Origin of the sequence: Paenibacillus sp. P13VS (genome assembly GCF_015143645.1) — a bacterium.
In the GTDB taxonomy this organism is placed as follows: domain Bacteria; phylum Bacillota; class Bacilli; order Paenibacillales; family Paenibacillaceae; genus Paenibacillus; species Paenibacillus xylanilyticus_A.
In genome coordinates this window covers 823,733-846,028 of sequence record NZ_WYEV01000002.1, presented here as the reverse complement: position 1 = coordinate 846,028, position 22,296 = coordinate 823,733, and the positions used below count along the sequence as shown (strand labels likewise).

Below are 22,296 nucleotides of genomic sequence, written 5' to 3'. Positions count from 1 at the left end.
ATATCAGGTGCTGCGCATCTCCTCTGGAGGTGCGTTTTTTTATGCTGGATGCAGTCCAATAATGTTAGAATATTCAAGGAATGTATAGGAATGATTCCGTTTATAACGGCGAGAGTGACAGGAAGGAGAATGAACAATGTCCGAAGGTACGTTGAATCCAAGTAATGCGGAAGAATCAGCCTATGTGCGTAATCAACTGATTGCATTTAATGCCGCACATCTGAGCGAGGATCTGAAGCATCGGTATGAGGAATTGAATTTTAATATCAAAAATGAGGCAGGGGAAATCGTTGCCGGCGTCCTCAGCACGCTGTGCTGGAACTGGTTGGAACTCGATATTCTCTGGGTGGATGAGAAGCAGCGGCACCAAGGCTACGGTTCCCAATTGCTGCTCGAGATTGAACGTATTGCACGTGAGAAAAGCTGTGATTTTATTATGCTGAATACATTTTCGTTCCAGGCACCGGGCTTCTACAAGAAGCATGGATACCAATTGATGACAACCCTTGAGAACGCGCCAACTGGACATCGTCATTATTACTTTAAGAAGGATCTGACGTAGGGTAAGATATAGAGTACGGAACAACATGATAGGAATTTAGGAGGATCGATCTATGGTTACAATCAAAGCCATTGAACTTCAGGATTTGCCGGCCTTAAGCCAATTGTACAATGAGTTGATGGGGACCCCCACCAATGAGGAGCAGATGCAGAAAATGTTTAAGTACATACAGCAAAATGGTCATTATCATGTGCTTGGTGCATTTTACAATGGCGAACTCGCGGGATCTGTTATGGGAATCGAATGCATGGATCTCGTGGGACAATGCATGCCCTTCATGGTTGTGGAGAATGTGATCGTATCCGATCAGGTACGAAGACAGGGAATCGGTCAGAAGCTGATGCTCCAGATTGAACGGATTGCGAGAGACCTCGGGTGCGAATACATGATTCTGGTATCTGGAGATCAACGCAAGGAAGCACATCTTTTCTATGAAAAGCTTGGATTCAAGGATGAGAAGGTTCAAGGGTACCGGAAGCATTTTAACTGACCTGAAGGATTACTTAAGGAGCAAGGCGAATAAGGCATAGTCAATATGAAAACTTCATGAATCTGAGGGAGGCACTCTCGTGTTCAAAAAATGGGCTAATGTCTTGATGATTGTGAGTTTGATCTTCGCCGTATGTTCCCCAACATCCTACGCCGCTGCCAAAACGCTCAAGGTAACGGTGACGCTGGTCAGCGCCGAACTGGTAGAGAACAACTCCGTCGGCAACGAATGGGCGATAGGCGCAAGCGTGAACGGTAAAAACCTGAAGGAGGGTTCATCGGTTACATTAAATCTGAAATCAACCGATACGCTGAAATTAAAAGCGGAAGCCGAAGAACAGGATAAGATTCCGGATATTGGAAGCAAGAGCGCGAATGTCAAAGTATCTTCATTCTCCAAATCAACGAATAAGACTCTTTCCGTTGTTGTAAAGGAGAACAGAGGCCGATATTCGGGTAACACTGCCACATGGGAGTTCAAATTCAAAATCAGCAAGAAGTGAGAACGTATAAAACCGCAAGGAAAAAGAGAGCTGACAGCTCTCTTTTTGTATTTATTCCTTGTTTTGTTCTTGAGAATCTGATGAGGAGGAGCGGATATATTGCGGCGGATGTACGTCGTCAATCATCAAAATGCCGTCATACTGATCACGCGGGACAAGGCTCTCGGGAATCATGCCCCAGCTGTATGAAAATCGTGGTTCGAACATCCAGGAGTTCCCGGTCTCTCTGTTCTGGTACCGAAGATCCAGGAAGCTATAAGGTGTGTTCGTCGCAGACATAATACCTTCAATGGAACCGGGTGCTGCTGGCTCAACGGCATGAAGTCCTCCGGTGTTATCGGCTGTTTGACCGCTTGATGCATACAATCCCAAAACATAACTGTATTTTTTCATTTCTTCCGAAAGTTTCTCTCCCATCATGGTTATGGGATAGGGCGAGCCCATGACTTCGCTCTGCGCCTTTCTGATGTGATCATTATGTCCCCATACTATAAATTTTTCGTTTGGATAAACTTCGGTTGCAAGCCACATGAGATTGTCATGCATCGCCTGATCGCGCCACTCCATGGTATCTAGAAATGTCTCATATTTGCCCTCATTCATTTCACTTGTAGCCCGGATGGAAAGATCGACATATTCCCTCGCGACGCGAATTCGATCACTGAGGCTTCGCTCTAGCAGCATGGAAAGCTTGGGCTGATCCGGGTATTCTTTTTGCAGATAGGCCTGGTTCAGTTCGGATCTCAGGGATTGAAGAACGTCTTGGTATACCTGGATGAATTTATTTTTCTCAGCTCGATAGGCTTTCAGATCCGTACCGGCAGAGAAACTGGCCAATTCTTGTTCCGTTTGTGCAAGACGATTCGCAAGTTCTTTATCTTTCAGCCACTTACCATCCAACAACGGGAATTGCAGCTGCATGTCGAAACCGGTTAGAATGAGGGGCTGTTCGGTTTTTGTACTTGTTTTGAGGTAATTGAATAAGGGCATCATTTCCTTGGACCACCAGACGCCGAAAATGGCGTTTTTCATTGTTTGTTCCGCATGCTGCTGGTTGGCCGTGGCATTAGCCAGCGTCGTGTTGGAGAGACCGCTCTCAAATGCCAGAACATTGTATCCCATTTCCTGATGCAAAAACTGGATCAGCCGGGTCTTCGCCAGATTAAACTCGGCAACCCCATGAGAGCTTTCACCAAGGAATACAATTCGCTTGTCATGGAGCAGGGGTCTCAACATCTCGAGGTCCGAGAAGGAATCGGTCTCCTGACCTGTCTTCGCAGGCTGGATGCTCTCCAGTCGATATGCGTGGTCTCTAGCCCACTTGTTCCATTCTGCAATCTTCTCCTCCGATGTTTTCGCAGTTTCCACCTGGGTTACCTGTCCATGAATAGTCTCCACAGCGGTTGATGAAGCTGCACCTGCATATCCGGTTGGGTAGAGCAGATTCACCAGCATGACTGTAGACAGTGCAAGCACTGCACCCATTTTTCGTTTGCTGAAATAGCTCAAAATAACGCCTCCTTCATCTATGAATTAACATAATGATTCCGTATTGAACGTTCCGGCTTATGTCTGCTCATCGTCCCAGAACAGATCATTCAGTGTTCTGGAGAGTGCCTTGCATATGGCGATACATAAGCTGAGAGACGGATTATACTTGCCCAGTTCTATGAGACCAATGGTTTGCCTCGATACACCGACGATCCGTGCCAGATCATCCTGTGATAGATCCTTTTCTACCCTGGCGACTTTCAATCGTATATTTTTCATGCCCATTCACCCTTGTATCCTTTCTATGAATCACACTGATCTTTACTTGCGGCCTTTTGACTCGCCTTGTTTGCAAAGTGATGAACGATGACATTAAACCCCGCAAAGAGCGGAATGTAAAGCAGCAGAGAGAATATGAACACGAGGAAGAAATACCACCACTTCTCATGCGCCGTATCGGCAAACATAACCGAGCTTCTTATGCTCAGGAACAAGGCCATCGAAATACCGATAATGAGACCCGTAATTACGTTTCGCTGGCTGTACGAAATTTTGCTTGTCTGGTCGTGGACCTCAACTTCATCCGAATAAATGCCCAGCATGACGGATCGAACTCCGAAATAAATACTTCCTGCGAGAATGACGATCAATTCCGTCAACATGGAATACGTTTCCCATTGGAAAAAACTTTTGACCAAGATGGAGATGCCGCATAGATACATAATTAATATGTAAGCTTCCTTGTACACCTTGTTTTTGAGATTGACGATACGCTCATCCTGGTTGCCCTTTTTGTTGAACCATTTCATGATTGACCTCTCCTTTGTAGGAATTGAAAATGTGGAGAATATTTCCTATTGGCCTTATGATAATATTATTTGAGTCTTTTTGCAATATATATATGTCATTTTGTTTAATATAGGATGCATGTGGTGGGGATGGAAACCTGAAATTGTTCGGATACCATACAGCGATCATTAGAAGGTGCTGCCATCAGAGCAGCAATTTGTTCATCCAATAGGGATTGATGTACTGCCCATTTGGTATGGTTTTTGGTAATATATACAAAGCGTTTGATAAGACTGGAGGTCATACATAACATGAGAATCGTGGATAACATCAAGGTATGGGGGGAGCCGCTGGAGAATGCAGTGAGTCAGGCAGTGACGTGTTCACAGCATGGAGATGTGCTTGGCGTTGCACTGATGGCTGACCATCACAAAGGGTACTCGCAACCGATCGGAGGTGTTGTCGCCTACCGTAACATGATTAGTCCTTCTGGCGTTGGATACGATATTGCCTGCGGAAACAAGGCAGTACGCACGAATCTCATGTGGGAGGATATCAAGGATCAGATTGCGGTCATTATGGATGATATCAATGCAAACGTATCGTTCGGCGTGGGTCGCAATAATCCAACTCCGGTTGATCATGAGCTGTTTGATGATGCGAGTTGGAAGCTGTTCGATTCGATTGAACCTGGGCTGCAGCACAAATTAAAAACGCTCGCACGCAACCAGCTTGGTACGGTAGGCAGCGGCAATCACTTTGTGGATATTTTCGTAGAGGAATCAACGGGTAAAGTATGGGGTGCGAATCATTTCGGCAGTCGGGGGTTTGGTCATAAAGTCGCGAGCGGTTTCCTCAATCTGGCTGTAGGTCGTGAGTTCAGCGGTAAAGCGCCTGGAGAATCCATGGATCAGCCACCAACGTTGTTTGACTTGAACAGCGAAATGGGCGAAATGTATTGGGATGGAATGACACTCGCAGGCCGGTATGCCTATGCAGGACGAGATTATGTTATAGAACAGGTGCTTGGTATTCTTGGAGCGAGTGCGGAGTACTCGGTGCATAACCATCATAACTTTGCCTGGAAAGAACAGCATATGGGCGAAGACGTGGTCGTTGTGCGGAAAGGAGCCACCCCGCTGGCACCTGGACAGCTAGGTTTTGTCGGAGGCAGCATGGGAGATATCTCAGTGATTGTGGAGGGCATCCACAGCGAGGAGAACGCGGAATCCTACCGCAGCACGGTGCATGGGGCTGGACGGATCATGAGTCGTACCCAGGCTGCCGGGAAAATGAACTACAAGCTGCGCACTCGCATGGGCGGCGAGATCAGTGAAGAACAGATGCATGCGGCCATTCGTGCCTATGGCGTGGAACTGAGGGGCGCAGGCACGGACGAAAGCCCGTTTGTGTATAAAAAGCTGCCGGATGTTCTGAATGCTCATGCAGACACTCTGAAAATTAATCATGTGCTGCGCCCTGTTGGCGTTGCCATGGCTGGTGGCAATGAATTTGATCCATATAAGGACTAGTGAGCTAGGTTCTGTCCGGGAGTCCTTGTTTAATTATGAATGATATGAACTTAATAGAAAAAGGTGAGCACCATGAGAAACTGCGCATTATACAGCTCCCAGTTTGACCTGGACCAGCTGTTTGAACTGATTCAATCCATCTATCCACAGGATAAGATCATACGCAAGGAAGACAAGACGCATATTCAGGTTATCCGCAAGAAGTGGCTCAGTAAGAAAACCAAGGGTTTCAACATCATGACAAGTCAGACACATCCTGAAGAATTCGCTTCGATGATGAATGGCATGATGGGGTTCATGAGTCAGATTGAAGGACGTAACCCGGCAGTACAGGAAAAAGTGCTGATCAAATGCTCGACCCTGAACATGGTCATTGGCGTTGAGACTGATGAGGATATATCGGAAGAGTTCTTCCAAGAATTATTGAAGCTTGCTCAAGGGCTCGATGCGGTTATTTTTTGGGGAGGCGGCTCCCTGCTGGACGCACAAGGACAGCTGCTGCTGGACGTGAATGGGGAATCCGAGGTAGAGGATTACCAAGTGACAGCGCACACGAGTCTTTTGGATGATGTCAGACCACCGTCCGAGTCAGGCACTCGCCGCAAGGAAAATTCCGAGTCGATTATGGCAGCGCAGGGAATTCCATTCAATGTGCACTTACCCGCAAGGGCTGGAGATGAGCATACAACGATCCGAAGTGTGGAAGAAGTGGCACAACGAGCGGTAGCCTTATGTCTCGCAGCACTCAAGGGTGAATGCCTCGGTGCAGGAGAAAGTCCAGAAGACACAGCAGCACTCGTTCAGGAAGTCATCGACAAGTACGATGCTGCCTCATTTTTCTCCCCTGCGGAGAAAAGATTTATTCTGCAGTATGGTGCGCAGCAGCAGGAAGTCATCACCTTTTCGTGGGGATACGAGGCTTACCACGTCATGTTGTGGGCGCTTGGTTACGTCGATGAACTGGGAGCTCCAGTAGAGCTATGTAACGTTGGACAGGCCGTAGGTTATTTGCAGCAAAAGGACAGCTTTGAGGACTTCCTCGCGGGTGCATCTCTGCGCAGCAAAAGTGAAATTCTCGATGCGGCCGACCTGATCTATCGCTACAACTGGGTATGTGTGAACAGCCGGATTAATGAGCAAACACCTCCCGCGGGATTGAATGGAGGCGTGGCTTACGAACGCCACCGGGCATTGAATTGGCTGATCTGTTATATGGATCAGGAATGGGATGATGTGCGGACAGATACGTAATAGGTATAGCGGACTTTGATAAGTAGGCATGACTTTAAAATCCCCCAGCCAGTAAAAACACTGGCGTGGGGGATTTTTTGTCGTTAGCGTGGTTTATCCGCTATGCCGGCCATATTGCTCCCGAATGAGGACATCAGCCATGATCAGTTTTTTCTCCACATTACTTTCCGGGTTTATAATGCGCCACAGCATCTGGTCCACTGCACGTGCACCAATTAATTCCTTGTTTACATTGACCGTGGCAAGCACGGGAATATTGTCGTACGTGTTATCAAAACCGGTGACAACACATTGTTCAGGTACGCTAATCCCCATGCTCTCCAGTGCTTCAATGGTGTATAGGGCGAAGAAGTCATTGGCACATACAAACACTTCTGGCAAGTTCGCTTCATGGATCACAGAGGTAAATGTTTGCCGGAAATCATCAACCGCAGGACTGCACAATTCAGGTATCTGATTCATCTCTATTCCGTTACCCATAAGCACAGAACTGTAAGCAATCCAACGTTCATAAAAGCTGTGGGCGTCACTGGTGTTTCCAACAAATTGAAAGCTTTTGAAGCCCTTACGAAGGAGATATAGCATAATTTCACGCATGGAAGCAAAGTTATCCGTAAAAATGCTGTCACTGTGGAAGACTGGATCGAGATGATCCACCATAACAACAGGTATTCCCAGACGTTTGATTTCTAGCAAAATGGGTGTCGTTATTGAACCGACTGTAATAATGCCCCGAATGGCATCGGGATTCAGCAGTGTAAATAATTGATCTGTAGAAGGCTCCGTCAGAGTGAGGATGTTAAACCCTTTCTGGTTCAGTCTGGATGATATCCCGTTAAAGATAGGACCCCAATAGACGGATTCCTGGTTCTGATAACGGACATTGGGAAACAGAATGAGAATCGTTCCGCTCCACCGTATGTTTTGAGGGTCGTGAAGTTCATTGCTGTTGTTCATATCGCCAGATAACAGGCTGTTATCTTTGAAATATCCAAGTTTGCCAGCGGCCTTGAGGATGATATCACGTGTCTGGTCGCTCACACCGGATTTACCCGAGAGCGCACGTGAAACCGCAAATTTTGACAGACCCGTAAAATGTGCAATTTCCTGAATTGTTACCTTCGTCTTCATCATACCATCCTTACATTCTTAGTTCTGCCGTATTCTTGACCATGTAGCATGAAACTGATTCCAGTATATCATGATATATTTCCTCTAATCTAATAACGGATACAGAATGAAAAATGTTAGTGTTTCAATCGTTCGAAGTTGGACAAGAAACTGGAATGATGAAGTTTGGTGAGAGAAAAGATCGGAATATGTCACTCGTTATTATCTTTTTGTTATTTTTATGAAATAACAAAATTTTAAAGAAATAGAGATAGCGAATCAAAATTTAGGATAAAAAAGTCTTTCTGGATTGCTTATCATCAGCGTCTTTATGGGTTATATCAGCATAATATCAGATAAAATAGAAAATGTTAACAATAAAATGTTGACGCTTACATTTGGCTATGTTAAATTTTGTTTGTTCAAACCAAACGTTAAAATAACAAATGGTGGTGGTGTGCTGATTTTATTAGGTGAGTGAATGCTAGTGATTTGATATGACCATTTCAGGCATACACATTCGGGGAGGTTGTAAAAAACATGATTAGAAAATGGAACGTTCTGCCGTTAATGTTACTGGCCGTGATGCTTTTTGTATCCGCTTGCAGTGGAGGTGGGACAGCGCAGAATGGCACGAATCCAGAGGGGACTCCCAATTCGGGCACCACGACCGAAACCGCCGGAACAGAGACAGAAGGCGAGACAGAAGAGGTGGCAGCGAATGTACCGGATCTCGGTGGACGTGTCATCAAGGTTGCTGCCTGGTGGGATCTGACGCCAGCGGGGGAGACAGCATCGGATAAGGCCCGTCTCGATAAGATTGCTGAAGTCGAAAAGAAATATAACGTGAAAATCGAGTTTGTTAATGTCCCATTTGAAGAATATATGAATAAATTCACCACGACTGCGCTGGCTGGCGAGCCATTCGCAGACATCGTCCAGATGGAATACAAGTCCGCTCTTCCCGCAATCCTCAAAGGGCAGCTGCTGCCAATCTCCGAATTCACCACAGCCGAGAACAACATCAATCAAGAAGCCAATTTGATTACCAAATATCCGGCCATCGCCGGTGAGTACTACTCATTCGATAATCCAATCAGCATTGGTCTGGGACTTCACTATAACCGTGACCTGTTCAAAAAAATGTCGCTGCCTGATCCACAGGAGCTCTATAACCAGGGTGAGTGGAATTGGGACAAATTCATGGAACTGGCCAAACAGGCAACGAAAGATACGGATAACGACGGCAAAATTGACGTATATGGATTCTCCGGCTGGCCGATTGACGTGCTTCGTCACTTTACCGCTGCCAATGGCGGCACGATCGTAGATGACGAAAATGCAAAAGAAGGATTGTCCGATCCCAAAACCATTGAAGCAGCCGAATTCGTTAAACGCCTGTATAACGTGGAGAATGTCGTGAAGGTTAAAACGGGCGACAAAACCAACTGGGAGGAAAGCAATACATTCAAGGACGGAGACGTTGCCTTATTCACTGCCGCTGAATGGCAGCTGGGCGATATCACCTTTGCCGCTGGTGTAGTTCCCATTCCGAACGGACCTCAGGGCAGCAAGGATATAACCTACGCCAATAACGCAGCCTCAGCGAAATTCATTCCCAAAGGTGTAGAGGATCCTAAGATTGTCTACCAGATTTATGAAGAGACCTATGATATCCCGCAGATTGAAGAGTATCCGGGTCAGGATTACCTCGAGAGCCGTTATACCGACGAGAAGGACATTGCCATGATTCGTGAGCATATTGCCGGTACGGGACGTATCCTGCTCGATGATGCCTACGCAGGGTATCCCATCGGAGATTATGTGAACGACATCATCAAAAACAATGCGTCCGTTACAGCGACAGCTGAGAAATATAAGGCTCAGGCACAAGCTGCAGTTGATAAACTTGGCAAGCAATAACACCAGCAAGTGATTCAGAGAGGGGGTTTCCAGTGCCTGTAATCATGCACGAAACCCCGTTTTTCTGAATTCCAACCAGGGTGTTGCTGGCATCAGCCTTGATGAGGAGGACTCGTAGAATGGCTGGAATTCTACAACGAAACCGATGGATCCTGCCTACTGTACTCGTAGCGGCTGCAGCCGGCATTTTGCTGTTTTTCGCTTCCGGTACGGATGTGGAGAGTGCGGATGTCCCGCCTGGCAGTCTGCCAACTATTGAGGTGGATGCAATCTTGCAGCAGACGAGGCAGAAGAAGGGATACGAACAATATGTAATCCAAGCAGGTGAAGCATTGCGGCCAAAGGTGGATATCACCATTGAAGTGGGGGACTACATACGAGCTGAGGGTGACGAGGTCCGCAAACTGATCGATTATGAAGGCAAGGAAGGGGTTTCCTTGTATACAGGCGAGACAGGAGAGGTCGATTGGGTTGTCGATGTGCCGGAAACCGGAATGTACAATCTCTCTGCAGTTTATTTTCCCGTAGAAGGCAAAAGTTCCGCGATTGAGCGTGCACTCTATATTGACGGTGAACTTCCATTTGCGGAAGCGGCTTATTTGCAATTTGACCGGGTATGGAGCAGTGAGAAAGAAGCAATTGAACAGGAAAATCAGGGGAATGATCTTCGTCCGAAGCAGGTGGAGAAACCCCGCTGGCTGGAAGAGACGTTCCAGGATTCAGATGGATACGAGCAGGCACCATTCAAGTTCTTTCTTGAAAAAGGGGAACACACCCTAACGCTGAAATCTACGCGTGAACCGATGGTCATTCGATCCTTGCGGCTCTTCAATGAGAAGAATGCCCTTCCTTATGCGGAAACCGCAGGGGCACAGCAGACGGATTCTTCCGGACAGCCAAAAGATGTACTCATTCGGATTGAAGGAGAAGCGGCGATTGCCAAATCCTCACCAACGTTGTACCCGACCAGCGAGAGATCAAGTTCAGCGGTATTCCCGTATAGTGCTTCCCAGGTGCGCGTCAATACGATTGGTGGTTACAACTGGCGTCTGCCGGGACAGTGGATTGAGTGGGAGGTCGATGTGCCGGAGAGTGGACTATATCATATCGGCTTAACTGCACAGCAGAATTTCGTCAAAGGCATCTATTCCACACGCAAACTGACCATTGATGGTGAAGTCCCATTTGCCGAGATGGCAAAAGCACCTTTCCGCTACCAAAGCGACTATCGCGTGGATGTGCTGGGCGGGAAGGAACCCTACAAGTTTCAGCTGGAAAAAGGCAAACATGTCATACGGCTGGAGAACAGCCTGGGTGACTTCGCACCGTTGATCCGCAATGTAGAGGATAGTCTGTATAACCTGAACTCCATGTATCGGCGAATTCTGATGATCACTGGCACCAAGCCTGATGAATTCCGGGATTACCGGGTGGAGAAGCAAATTCCCAATCTGCTGGAGGTATTTGCCGGGGAGAGTAAACGACTCAAGGACGTGGCAGCGCAGCTTCGCCTTCTATCTGGCCAGTCCAGTGATCAGGAAGCGTTGATCAAGACGATGGCACAGCAGCTGGACGAGATGATTGACAAGCCGGATACCATACCAAGACGGCTGGCAGCCTACAAAACGAATACAGGTGGGCTCGGAACATGGGTGCAGCAGGCACGGGAGCAGCCGCTTGAAATTGATGCCCTGTATGTCACGTCCATTGACACCAGTATCCCTCATAAAGGGATGGGAGCGCTGGCGAAGGTCGGCCATGAAGCGAAGACATTCTATCATTCGTTCTTCATTGACTATAACCAAATTGGCAATGTTGCCACTTCGGAAGACCAGCGTACGGTGACAGTTTGGATCGGTAGTGGACGTGACCAGGCCAATACGATGAAGGCGATGATTGATGAGACCTTTACGCCGGAGAGCGGCATTAATGTCAATTTGAAGCTGGTGAATATGGGGACGTTATTGCCGGCTACGTTGTCAGGTGAAGGACCGGATGTAGCGATGCAGATCGGCAATGACCTGCCGGTAAACTTTGCTATGAGGAACTCGGCAGTGGATCTGACCAAGTTCGATGACTATACCTCAGTGGAACAGGAGTTCAGAGAAAGTGCGATCGTCCCCTATGTCTATGATTCGGGTGTGTATGCCCTGCCGGAAACACAGACCTTTAATATGCTCTTTTACCGAAAAGACGTGCTCGCAGAACTGGGGCTTGAAGTCCCTCAAACGTGGGAAGACGTCGAGAGTCTGCTGGCTATTCTGAGCAAAAACCATATGGAATTCGGCATGCCGGTTGTGACTCAGGCCAATATGCAGGGTGTCAACATTCCGCCCAACTCGCAATACGCAACGATGCTTCTACAGAATGGAGGATCCTTCTACCGCAACGATGGCAAGGAATCCGATCTGGATTCACGTATCGGGATCGAGACATTCAAGCAGTGGACAGAGTTATATACCGATTACAAGCTGGAGCGGGAATACGACTTTGCCAACCGCTTCAGAACAGGGCAGATGCCGATCGGCTTGACGGATTACACGATGTATAACCAGCTATCCGTATTTGCACCGGAGATTCGCGGACTATGGGGCTTCGTTCCTGTCCCGGGTACGGTACAGGCGGATGGCACATTGAATCGGGATGTGCCGGGCGGAGGCAGCGCGGTCATGATGCTGGAGAGCGCCAAGGATAAGGAAGCCGCGTGGGAGTTCATGAAATGGTGGACCAGCACACCGGTACAGGCTGAATTCGGCCGGGAGATGGAAGGACTGATGGGCGCTGCTGCGCGTTATCCAACGGCCAACATCAAGGCGCTTGATTCATTGCCGTGGCCAGCTGAGGATTATGCCAATCTTAAGGCACAATTCGAAACGGTGAAGGGCATTCCCGAAATGCCAGGCGGTTATTTTACCGGGCGCCATCTGTTCAATGCCTTTTACAAGACGGTGGTTGGTCAAGTGGAAGCCAGAGAATCCATCATGGACTACACCCAGTATATTCAGGACGAGATTCGGATCAAACGTAATGAATTTGGTCTTCCGTAAGCAGAGGGAGGGTTAACAGTGTCACAAATATCACTCCGAGACGGTCAACACAGTCCTCCTGAGAAGGCTTCAAGGATGGGCATGAAATCATGGTGGAGCTGGAAGCTCCAGGAGATGAAAGCCAGCAAGCATTCCTATGTCCTGCTGGCTCCCTACATGATTCTGTTCACCATGTTTACCGTGATCCCGGTTGTTATCTCTATCATTCTCAGCTTCACCTATTTCAACATGCTGGAGTTTCCGCGTTTTATTGGCTGGCAGAACTACACTCGGTTGTTTTTGGAGGATGACGTATTCCTGATTGCCATCAAGAATACGCTGCTGTTTGCCATTATTACCGGACCCATCAGTTATATTGCCTGCTTTGTGTTTGCCTGGATCATTAATGAATTGACACCCAAATGGAGGGCATTCATGACGTTGATCTTCTACGCGCCATCCATTTCAGGGAATGTCTACTTTATCTGGTTGATGATCTTCTCGGGCGATCGCTACGGTATTGCCAATGGATTATTGATCCGATGGGGCTTCCTGCTGGAGCCGATTCAGTGGCTGAAGACGGAGGCGTACATCATGCCTATCCTTATACTTGTGCAGCTGTGGCTGAGCTTGGGTACAGGGTTTCTGGCATTCATCGCCGGGTTGCAGACGGTTGACCGGACGTTATATGAAGCAGGTGCGGTTGACGGGGTCAAAAATCGCTGGCAGGAGCTCTGGTATATTACATTGCCTTCCATGCGGCCGCAGCTGATGTTCGGTGCAGTCATTCAACTCACCACCTCGTTTGCCGTGGCAGACGTCTCCATCGCACTGGCTGGGTTTCCAAGCGTGAACTATGCGGCTGAGACGGTGGTCACGCACCTGATCGACTTTGGTACAACACGGTTTGAGATGGGTTACGCTTCGGCGATTGCAACCGTACTCTTCATGATTATGGTGGGCACTAACCTGCTGGTACAGAAATTGCTGCGAAGGGTGGGAGAATAGCTATGGCTGCAATTGCGACAGGCAAAAAGCGGGTGAATCGCTCGTTATCCGGCAGTCTCTCCCTGTTTGCCCTTCTGCTAGTATTTGGCGCCTTTATGGTACTGCCGCTGATCTATGCGATCAACAATGCATTCAAACCGCTGGATGAGATTTTTACTTTTCCACCGACGTTGTTTGTCAAAAATCCAACGTTCAGCAATTTTACGGATCTGCTGAATCTGCTGAGCGACTCGTGGGTGCCCTTCTCACGATATATATTCAATACCGTATTTATAACGGGCATCGGTATTGTGGGTCATGTGCTCTTGGCTTCTGCAGCGGCCTATCCACTTGCCAAGCATAAATTTCCGGGCAAAGTATTCATGTTCCAGGTCGTTGTGCTATCGCTCATGTTCACCCCTGCGGTAACGGCGATTCCCAATTATATGATCATGTCTTGGCTTGGCTGGATCGACACCTATTGGGCCGTTATCATTCCGGCATTTGCCTATTCACTTGGCCTGTATCTGATGAAGCAGTTCATGGAGCAGATTCCGGATGCGCTGCTGGAAGCGGCGAAGATTGATGGTGCGAGTGAATACCGGATCTTCTGGTCGATCGTCATGCCGAATGTGAAGCCAGCCTGGCTGACCTTGATCATTCTGCTGTTCCAGATGTTATGGGGCAGTGACGGCAATGGCTACATTTACAGCGAGCAGCTCAAGACACTGCATTACGCAGCAGGCCAGATTATTCAAGGCGGAATATCCCGGGCAGGAGCAGGTGCTGCGGTGGCACTTATTCTGATGAGTGTGCCGATTACACTGTTTATTTTCTCGCAGAGCCGCATTATTGAGACGATGGCGAGCTCGGGCATGAAGGATTGAGGGGGAGCGATATGGCACGCACAGTGAAAAGATGGCTTGTTCTCCTGGCGGCAGTGTCCCTGCTGCTGGCGAATGCCGTGCCTGCGGCAGCTTCTTCGGCGCCGTATGAGAGTTATAACTACAACTCCTGGAGAGAAGCCGTTCCTTCCCCGGATGCGTATCTGCCCAAACGAACCATCTCGGGCAGCGATTTGGGCATTGGGGAATTCAAGGATCCCAGTGATGTGAATGTATCTTCATCCGGTCAGATCTATATTTTGGATAGCGGCAACAGCCGGATTGTCATATTGGACGCAGAGTATAAGCTTCTTCGGGTCATGGACGGGTTCACGAGAGAAGGCAGCAAGGAAACATTCAACGCTCCCGGTGGACTGTTTGTGGATGAAGAGGAGCGAATCTATGTCGCAGATACCGGAAACAGTCGAGTCGTGATCCTGAATGCGGACGGACAATTGGATCGGATTATCAATGCTCCCGAGTCGGATGTTCTGGCGACGGACTTTCAGTTCCAGCCGCTGAAGTTGACGGTTGACCATGTGGGCCGGGTTTATGTGGTAGCTCAAGGCGTTTACGAAGGAATCATGCAGTTTGACGAGACGGGGAAGTTCATCGGTTACGTCGGCACCAATAAGGTGGAGCGGGACTACGGCGAATATATCTGGCGCATGTTCTCCACCAAGGCCCAGCGGGCACAGATGGTCCTGTTTGTACCGACCGAGTTTTCGAGCGTGGATATCGACCATAAAGGGTTTGTCTACGCAACCAATATCGATCCTGGTTCGAATGAGCCGATCAAACGACTCAATCCGTCCGGAGAAGATGTGCTGAAGCGGTTTGGTTATTTTGACGTCAAGGGAGACATCCGGTTCCGCAACAACACAGGGCCATCCAAGCTCATTGATGTGAAAGTGCTGGGCAACGGCATGTACAGTGTACTCGATGCGACACAGAATCGGGTGTTCACTTACGATGACGAGGGTCATCTGCTCTATATCTACGGTGGCAAAGGAAATCAGGTGGGCACGCTCAAAACACCCGTTGCCATTGAGCAATCCGGCGATCACCAACTGGTTCTTGACCGGGGAAAGAGCAATCTGGTGATCTATGAGCCGACTCGGTTTGGAACCCATGTGAATGAGGCGGTTGCCCTTCATTATCAGGGTGAGGATACGGAAGCTGTGCATATCTGGCAAGAAGTACTGAAGCTGAATGCCAATTATGATATTGCCTATATCGGTATCGGCAAATCCTTGCTCATGGAGAAGAAAAATAAGGAGGCTCTCGGTTACTTTGAGCTTGGGATGGACCGCAAGAGTTATTCGGTGGCGTTCAAAAGATACCGGAGGGAGATGATGAAGGAACATTTCGGCACGTTCTTGACTGCAGGTATTGCCCTGATTTTCATTCTGATCCTGGCCCGGGTGGCGGTTAAATGGAGACGGAGGAGGCAGATTGACCGTGAAGCAGGATTACATTAAGTTTCCGCTGCATCTCATTTTTCACCCTATCGATGCATACTGGGACCTCAAGTCGGATAACCGGGGACGGATGCTTGTTGCCTTTTTGGCACTCGCGCTCACCATCATCATGATGACTTTGCAAAAGCAGTACGCGGGATTTCTCGTCAATTTTACGGATCCTCGCACCATCAACAGTATTGTGGAGATCGCGACGGTTGCGGTGCCGTTCTTTCTATGGTGCATTGCCAACTGGTCGGTGACGACGCTGATGGAAGGGGAAGGCAGGTTCAGGGAAATCTTTCTGGCGACAGGATACTCGCTCATTCCGGTTATTTTGATTTATGCCCCGATGATTGTGATCAGCCGGTTCATGGTGCAGGAGGAGACTGCTTTTTATTATCTGTTTAACAGCATCGCCTTCTTCTGGTTTCTGCTGCTCCTGTTCATAGGCACGATGACGGTGCACCAATATACGGTCTTCAAAACGATCATCACGATGCTGCTGACCCTTATTGTGATGGGGATTATCGTTTTCCTCGGAGCGCTCGTGTTCAGTATGCTGCAGCAATTATATGAATTCGGTTATAACATATACCGCGAGTTGATTTTTCGGACCTAAAGGAGGCGGCATCCGTGATCAAAAGGCAACGATTATATACGGTGCTGGCCAGCGGCACAGCTGTGATTCTGATGACAGCCGGACTGCTGTATATGAACAACAGGGGATTACCCGCTGTAGAAGTAGCAGCTTATCTGGAAGCAACAACCGAAGCGATACCAGCTGAAACGGAGACACTGAAGTATCTAGCGGATACCTCGCAGGGGGTGCCAGGCATGCAGTTGGTCGCTGAGGACCAGGGTTTGGCGCTTTATTATAACGAGGAGACAACCGAGATCGCCGTGCGTGACGGAGCTAGCGGAGAGATCTGGTACAGCAATCCGAAAGAACGCACCCAAGATGGTCTGGCCTCGGCTTATGAGAAAGAAGTTCTATCGTCCCAACTCAACATCTCCTTCCGGGATGCGATAGGTACACTGGAGAACTTTCCGAATTTCAGCACCAGTATTACCAACAAACAATTTGTTGCTGCCAATGTGGATGGGGGAATCCGGATTACCTACACCCTTGGAGATACCTCGCTCGGTATCGATGCATTGCCCAGATTGATTAGCAAACAGCGCCTGGAGGAAAAGGTTCTATCGAAACTAGATGCTACCGCTGCAAGGTATGCTTCTGCCCGTTACTATCCAACCAAGGACAACCCGAATGTTCTGGAAAGGCTGGACGGACAGATTTCGAAGCAGCTCGTCCTGAACAAGATGCTGGATGCCTTTGAGACAGCGGGTTACACCGCAGACGATCTTGCTTATGACAATCAGGAAAATGGGGTTGAAGGTGGCGGGGCATCGGATAAGCCCAGCTTCGTCATCCCGGTGGAATATCGGCTGGATCAAGGCTCGCTGGTGGTGACCGTACCTCTGAGTCAAGTGGAAGAGAGTGGTCAATATCGTATTCGTAACATGGATTTGCTCGCTTACTTCGGTGCAGCGGATACCGAGGGCGAAGGGTATATGTTCGTGCCGGACGGGTCAGGCAGCCTGATCCATCTGAATAACGGAAAGGTAAAGGAAGAGCAGTATGTACAGCGTGTATACGGTGCAGACCCTAACGACAATTCGCTCAGTCGTCCCCAGGTCAGCGAATCAGCCCATATGCCTGTATTTGGTCTCAAGAACGGGAAAAATGCCTGGTTTGCCGTGATTGAAAAAGGAGACGGAATGGCCAGCATCTCTGCCGATATCGGAGGCAGGCAGAACAGTTACAACCATGTATATGCAACCTTCTCCCTGCGTGGGGAGGATGAACTGGAGATGTATACCTCGCAGAAAATGCAGGAGATTCAACTGCTGAGTGAAGAGCCTTATCGCGGAGATATCCAGGTCCGATATCATTTCCTGCATGGAGAAGATGCCAGTTATTCCGGTATGGCTCGCCTATATCAGCAGCAGTTGGTGGATGGGGGTGTGCTGAAGCCGCTGGAAGAACAGACGGAGCTGCCGTTCTATGTGAGTGTACTCGGTGCTGTGGACCAAAAAGCCTCTTTTCTGGGTGTGCCTTATCGAACCACACTAGCCATGACGACGTATGAACAGGCTGCCCGCATGGCAGCAAAGTTACAGCAGGAAGGTGTGAGCCGTGTGCAGATGAGGTATCAGGGCTGGTTCGGTGGCGGGTTCAGCCACCATACACCGACCCAAGTGAAGCTGGATCGTGAGATAGGCAGTCGTTCTGAGCTGCAGGAGCTGTCTGCCCAGTTGCAGCAGTCTGGGGGAACGTTATTCCCTGATGTGGCATTCCAGCGGATCTATCATGATGACTCGCGTTTTGCGCCGTCTTCCGATGCGGCCCGGTTTGTAACCAAGGAGACCGCGGAATTGTATCCTTACAGTCCTGCTCTCAACCGAATGGATCAGAGCAAGGATAGCTATTATCTGCTCTCGGCTGCGAAGCTTCCTTATGTGGTTGGCGAATTTGCCGAGACCATTTCAAAACTGGAACTCAGCGGATTGTCACTCCGTGATCTCGGGCAGGTTCTAGCTTCCGATTATCGGGATAGCCGTGTCATTCACCGCGAGACGGCCAAGAACATTGTGAAGGAGCAGCTTGGCAAGCTGCAGCAGGAATATCCGAGCATGATGTTATCATCGGCTAATGCCTATGCATGGGGATATGCGGAGCATGTAGTGGATGTGCCTCAAAGCTCCAGTTGGTTCAACATTACCGATGAGCAAGTTCCTTTTTATGAAATGGTCATTCACGGTTATATGAACTACGCAGCATCTCCCATGAATACAACAGGAGATCAGGATCTGCGCAAGCAGCTGCTGCGAAGTCTTGAGCTTGGTGCAGCTCCGCATTTCCAATGGACTCATGAACCATCATCCAGGCTGAAGTTAACGAATTATGATTCGGCTTATGCTACTGCGTACGAAGATTGGATAAATGACGCGGTTGTTCTGTACAAGGAAGCAAATGAGGTGTTGAAAGGGTTGGGGAATCAGCAGATGACCGGGCATGAACGAATTCAGGAAGGCGTGGTCCGGGTCACGTACAGCGGCGGTACGACTATCCTTGTAAACTACACTGACGATCGGGTAACTGTAGACGGAGTGTCAGTTGGCAAAATGGACTATGCCGTGGAAGGAGTGAGCCAATGAGAACTCTGCGTTTATCATTGAAATCACGGAGAGCACTGCTCGGTCTGGCATTTATCTCGCCGTGGCTGCTTGGTTTCATCTTCCTTTTTGCCACACCGCTTCTGCAATCGATTCGGTTCAGCTTCAGCAACTTGTCGGTGGCTCCCGGAGGATACGTTCTTGACTTTGTCGGACTGAAAAATTTTAAGGATGCACTTCTCGTGGATGCTACCTTTAACCGGATCCTGATTGATTCGGTTGGTGCCATGCTGCTAAATGTGCCCATGATATTGTTTTTCAGTCTGTTTACGGCGACCCTGCTGAATCAGAAGTTCAAGGGCAGAACCATGGCGCGGGCAATCTTCTTCCTGCCCGTTATCCTAGCCTCGAGTGCGGTGGCGGCAGCCGAATCCGCAGGTCTGATCAATCTGATGGGCGACGCCAGCGCCGCTGAATCGACGGCTGATGGAGGAGCTTCGTTTAACGTGGTTTCGATCGTGCGGATGCTGGCCGATGTTGGACTCCCGCTGGCCTATGTGGATTATATCGTGGAAGCGATCATGCGAATTTACGAGATTATTAGCCGCTCAGGTGTTCAGATTCTGATCTTTCTCGCCGCCCTGCAGTCCGTACCCGGTTCCATGTATGAAGTAGCCAAAATCGAAGGGGCAACCGCCTATGAATCATTTTGGAAAATTACATTTCCAATGGTCAGTCCGTTGATACTGACAAATGTCATTTATACGATTATTGATTCATTTGCTGGAAGTCCGGTCACACAAGCTATCTACCAAACTGCATTTAAGACCCAGAATTTTGGCCTGAGCTCGGCGATGTCCTGGCTCTATACACTGGTGATCGGGCTTGTGCTGCTCATTGTTGGCTGGGTATTGTCACGGCGGGTGCATTACAACTGACGGATCATGTAAAAGGAGGGCTACTAGACTATGGCTGTGTCGGGAACGGATCGCATGGTAGTGGTTCCGAAGCAGAATTATCAACTGCAGCGAGTTCGAAATAAAACATCGGACCTCCTGTATTCCATATTCAGATATGCATTGATCATCGGCATTTCATTTATTATTCTGTATCCGTTATTTCTTAAAATCTCGGTTGCATTTAAGGATAAACAAGACATTTATAATCCAACCATTTATATGATTCCCCAGCATTTCACGCTGGACAATATCAGGCTGGCGGCACAGGTAATGGATTACCTGCCCTTGCTCGCGAACACCTTGCTGTTTGTTACCATAACGACGCTGTTGACGGCAATATCCTGTGCGCTTGCCGGATATGGATTTGCCCGCTTTACTTTTCCAGGCAGCAATGTGCTCTTTGTGTTGGTGATTCTCACTATTCTGGTGCCGACAAGCACGTTGATGGTGCCGATGTATCTGCATTTCCGCAGCTTCGACTTTCTGGGCATCATACAGCTGTTTACGGGCAGGGAGGGGGTCAATCTGTTAAACACCTATTGGCCTTCCATAATTACTGCAGCGACGGCCGGAGGGCTGAAGGCAGGGCTGTTCATTTATATTTTTCGACAGTTCTTCAAGGGTATGCCCAAAGAAATCGAAGAAGCCGCACTGATTGATGGCGCGGGCGGATTCCGTACATTTGCCCGAATTATGCTGCCCAATGCCATTTCACCACTGATCACGGTTATCCTGTTTTCTTTTGTGTGGCAGTACAATGATACGTTCTATTCGGCGCTGTTCATGAGTGAAAGTTCACTGATCTCGCTGAAGGTCGCTTCATTACCCGCTCAAGCGAATCAGTTGATTCCTCAGCTGATGGGGTTTGGTTCGAGTTCCGGCATGAAGGCCGATCCAAACTATGTTGCGATGATCGTGGATACAGGCATTTTGCTGGCGATTGCGCCGCTGATTATTTTGTATCTGTTTGTACAGCGTTATTTCGTGGAAAGTATTGAGCGTTCTGGCGTTGTTGGTTAAGCGGGCTTGGTGTACTCATATGGGATACGTAATTCGGTTGATTTTAATATTTGGGTCGCTATGTACCCTGTCTTGGAATGGAGGATTACCAATGACGGAAAATAAGATAAGCAGTACCTTGGTGAATCAAGATGCGACTTCCGAGGCCAGGGAATTGATGAGGTACTTGGTGAAGAGTTATCGGTCAGCAGTACTTTCGGGTCAGCAGGAATACAGCAACCTGAACTGGATTAATGAGAATACGGGACGGAAACCGGCTGTGATTGGGTTTGATCTAATGGAATACTCACCTTCAAGGACAGAGCGAGGGGCGACCTCCGAGGAAATACGAGATATGATTGCATGGCATCAGCAAGGCGGGATCGTGACCTTGTGTTGGCACTGGAATGCCCCGTCTCACCTTATCGATGAACCTGGCAAAGAGTGGTGGCGGGGATTTTATACGGAGGCTACAACGTTCGATCTCGCCTCCACGCTGGCTCACCCCGAATCGGATGAGTATGCCTTGTTGATCCGGGATATCGATGTGATCGCCGGGCATCTGCAAGAGCTTAAGGATGTAGGTGTACCCGTGTTATTCCGCCCACTTCATGAAGCTGAAGGAGGGTGGTTCTGGTGGGGAGCAAAAGGACCTGAACCTGCCAAACAGTTATATCGTCTGCTGTATGATCGATTAGTTAACCAACATGAGCTAAATAATCTTATCTGGGTGTGGAACTCGGAACAGCCGGAATGGTATCCGGGCGATGATGTTGTGGACATTTTGAGCGTGGATGTATATCCGAAAGCAGGGGACCATGATCCACTTGCAGAACGTTACGAGAACTTACGGAATTTGGTGAGTGACAGCAAAATGATAGCACTCGCGGAAAACGGCTCCATTCCTGATCCGCAGCAGATGGAGGAGCAGGGCATTCATTGGAGCTGGTTCTGTACCTGGACAGGTGAATTTCTGAGGGGTGGCCAGCATAATACTGTGGATTTCTTAAGAGAAGTGTACAACAGCGACTATGTCATAACTCTGGATCAGTTGCCTGAGTGGAGCTGGAAATAGTCGTTCAAGGCGTTCAGCGCATCGTGAACCTAAAAAGCGTTAGCATGGCATAAGTAATTATGTGGATGCCAGCGCT

General features: G+C 48.6%; 19 protein-coding genes. 15 read left to right on the top strand and 4 right to left on the bottom strand.

All coding sequences use genetic code 11. The annotated features are described in order from the left end of the window. The first annotated feature begins 136 nt into the window (after positions 1-136). From GUA98_RS04935 to GUA98_RS04925, 3 genes are all read left to right on the top strand, one after another. Positions 137-562 (top strand): GNAT family N-acetyltransferase, encoded by a 426-nt coding sequence (locus GUA98_RS04935; protein WP_193722200.1) that lies wholly within the window; start codon positions 137-139, stop codon positions 560-562. 52 nt (positions 563-614) lie between these two features. Beyond that, positions 615-1,052 carry a GNAT family N-acetyltransferase gene (locus GUA98_RS04930; RefSeq protein WP_193722199.1) on the top strand — a complete coding sequence of 146 codons (438 nt, stop codon included), beginning with the start codon at positions 615-617 and terminating at the stop codon, positions 1,050-1,052. 79 nt (positions 1,053-1,131) lie between these two features. Next, the gene (locus tag GUA98_RS04925) at positions 1,132-1,554 is read left to right on the top strand and encodes a hypothetical protein (protein WP_236146724.1); all 423 of its coding nucleotides are present in this window, start codon (positions 1,132-1,134) and stop codon (positions 1,552-1,554) included. A gap of 51 nt (positions 1,555-1,605) precedes the next feature. Here the strand turns inward: GUA98_RS04925 and GUA98_RS04920 are convergent, their stop codons facing one another. Genes GUA98_RS04920 through GUA98_RS04910 form a run of 3 tightly spaced genes read right to left on the bottom strand, consistent with a single transcriptional unit; the run spans position 1,606 to position 3,854 of the window. Next, on the bottom strand, positions 1,606-3,063 hold the full coding sequence (locus GUA98_RS04920) for an erythromycin esterase family protein (protein WP_321573834.1): 1,458 nt from the start codon (positions 3,061-3,063) through the stop codon (positions 1,606-1,608). A gap of 57 nt (positions 3,064-3,120) precedes the next feature. After that, complete coding sequence (locus tag GUA98_RS04915; RefSeq protein ID WP_095288443.1) at positions 3,121-3,324, bottom strand: helix-turn-helix transcriptional regulator; 204 nt, start codon at positions 3,322-3,324, stop codon at positions 3,121-3,123. A gap of 23 nt (positions 3,325-3,347) precedes the next feature. Continuing rightward, positions 3,348-3,854, bottom strand: coding sequence for a DUF6773 family protein (locus GUA98_RS04910; RefSeq protein WP_193722198.1), 507 nt, complete (start codon positions 3,852-3,854; stop codon positions 3,348-3,350). A 291-nt stretch (positions 3,855-4,145) separates the two neighbouring features. On the opposite strand from GUA98_RS04910, the gene GUA98_RS04905 reads away from it, so the two are divergent. After that, positions 4,146-5,366, top strand: a complete 1,221-nt coding sequence (locus tag GUA98_RS04905; RefSeq protein ID WP_193722197.1) for an RtcB family protein — start codon at positions 4,146-4,148, stop codon at positions 5,364-5,366. Positions 5,367-5,438: 72 nt separating this feature from the next. Beyond that, entirely contained in the window at positions 5,439-6,617 is a 1,179-nt protein-coding gene (locus GUA98_RS04900) for a DUF4272 domain-containing protein (protein ID WP_193722196.1), read from the top strand. A 93-nt stretch (positions 6,618-6,710) separates the two neighbouring features. Here GUA98_RS04900 and GUA98_RS04895 read toward each other — a convergent pair whose 3' ends face one another. Further along, a complete protein-coding gene (locus GUA98_RS04895; RefSeq protein WP_193722195.1) occupies positions 6,711-7,748 on the bottom strand; it encodes a LacI family DNA-binding transcriptional regulator in 1,038 nt (345 codons plus the stop codon). A 519-nt stretch (positions 7,749-8,267) separates the two neighbouring features. Between GUA98_RS04895 and GUA98_RS04890 the strand changes: the two genes are divergently transcribed. From GUA98_RS04890 to GUA98_RS04845, 10 genes are all read left to right on the top strand, one after another. Beyond that, positions 8,268-9,650 (top strand): ABC transporter substrate-binding protein, encoded by a 1,383-nt coding sequence (locus GUA98_RS04890; protein ID WP_227779373.1) that lies wholly within the window; start codon positions 8,268-8,270, stop codon positions 9,648-9,650. A 119-nt stretch (positions 9,651-9,769) separates the two neighbouring features. After that, positions 9,770-12,697 (top strand): extracellular solute-binding protein, encoded by a 2,928-nt coding sequence (locus GUA98_RS04885; RefSeq protein ID WP_193722194.1) that lies wholly within the window; start codon positions 9,770-9,772, stop codon positions 12,695-12,697. Between the two features lie 75 nt (positions 12,698-12,772). Beyond that, positions 12,773-13,684, top strand: coding sequence for a carbohydrate ABC transporter permease (locus GUA98_RS04880; protein WP_095288390.1), 912 nt, complete (start codon positions 12,773-12,775; stop codon positions 13,682-13,684). A gap of 2 nt (positions 13,685-13,686) precedes the next feature. Further along, positions 13,687-14,550: a carbohydrate ABC transporter permease gene (locus GUA98_RS04875; protein WP_017689719.1), complete on the top strand. Its 864-nt coding sequence runs from the start codon at positions 13,687-13,689 to the stop codon at positions 14,548-14,550. A gap of 11 nt (positions 14,551-14,561) precedes the next feature. Beyond that, positions 14,562-16,028, top strand: a complete 1,467-nt coding sequence (locus tag GUA98_RS04870; RefSeq protein WP_193722193.1) for an NHL repeat-containing protein — start codon at positions 14,562-14,564, stop codon at positions 16,026-16,028. Further along, positions 16,009-16,629 carry a YIP1 family protein gene (locus GUA98_RS04865; protein WP_193722192.1) on the top strand — a complete coding sequence of 207 codons (621 nt, stop codon included), beginning with the start codon at positions 16,009-16,011 and terminating at the stop codon, positions 16,627-16,629. The genes GUA98_RS04870 and GUA98_RS04865 overlap by 20 nt, the downstream gene beginning before the upstream one ends. 14 nt (positions 16,630-16,643) lie before the next feature. Next, on the top strand, positions 16,644-19,229 hold the full coding sequence (locus tag GUA98_RS04860; protein ID WP_193722191.1) for a DUF5696 domain-containing protein: 2,586 nt from the start codon (positions 16,644-16,646) through the stop codon (positions 19,227-19,229). Further along, the gene (locus GUA98_RS04855; protein ID WP_193722190.1) at positions 19,226-20,125 is read left to right on the top strand and encodes a carbohydrate ABC transporter permease; all 900 of its coding nucleotides are present in this window, start codon (positions 19,226-19,228) and stop codon (positions 20,123-20,125) included. The genes GUA98_RS04860 and GUA98_RS04855 overlap by 4 nt, the downstream gene beginning before the upstream one ends. 30 nt (positions 20,126-20,155) lie before the next feature. Beyond that, positions 20,156-21,166: a carbohydrate ABC transporter permease gene (locus tag GUA98_RS04850; protein WP_193722189.1), complete on the top strand. Its 1,011-nt coding sequence runs from the start codon at positions 20,156-20,158 to the stop codon at positions 21,164-21,166. A 91-nt stretch (positions 21,167-21,257) separates the two neighbouring features. Beyond that, positions 21,258-22,220: a glycosyl hydrolase gene (locus GUA98_RS04845; RefSeq protein ID WP_227779371.1), complete on the top strand. Its 963-nt coding sequence runs from the start codon at positions 21,258-21,260 to the stop codon at positions 22,218-22,220. Positions 22,221-22,296 lie beyond the last annotated feature (76 nt).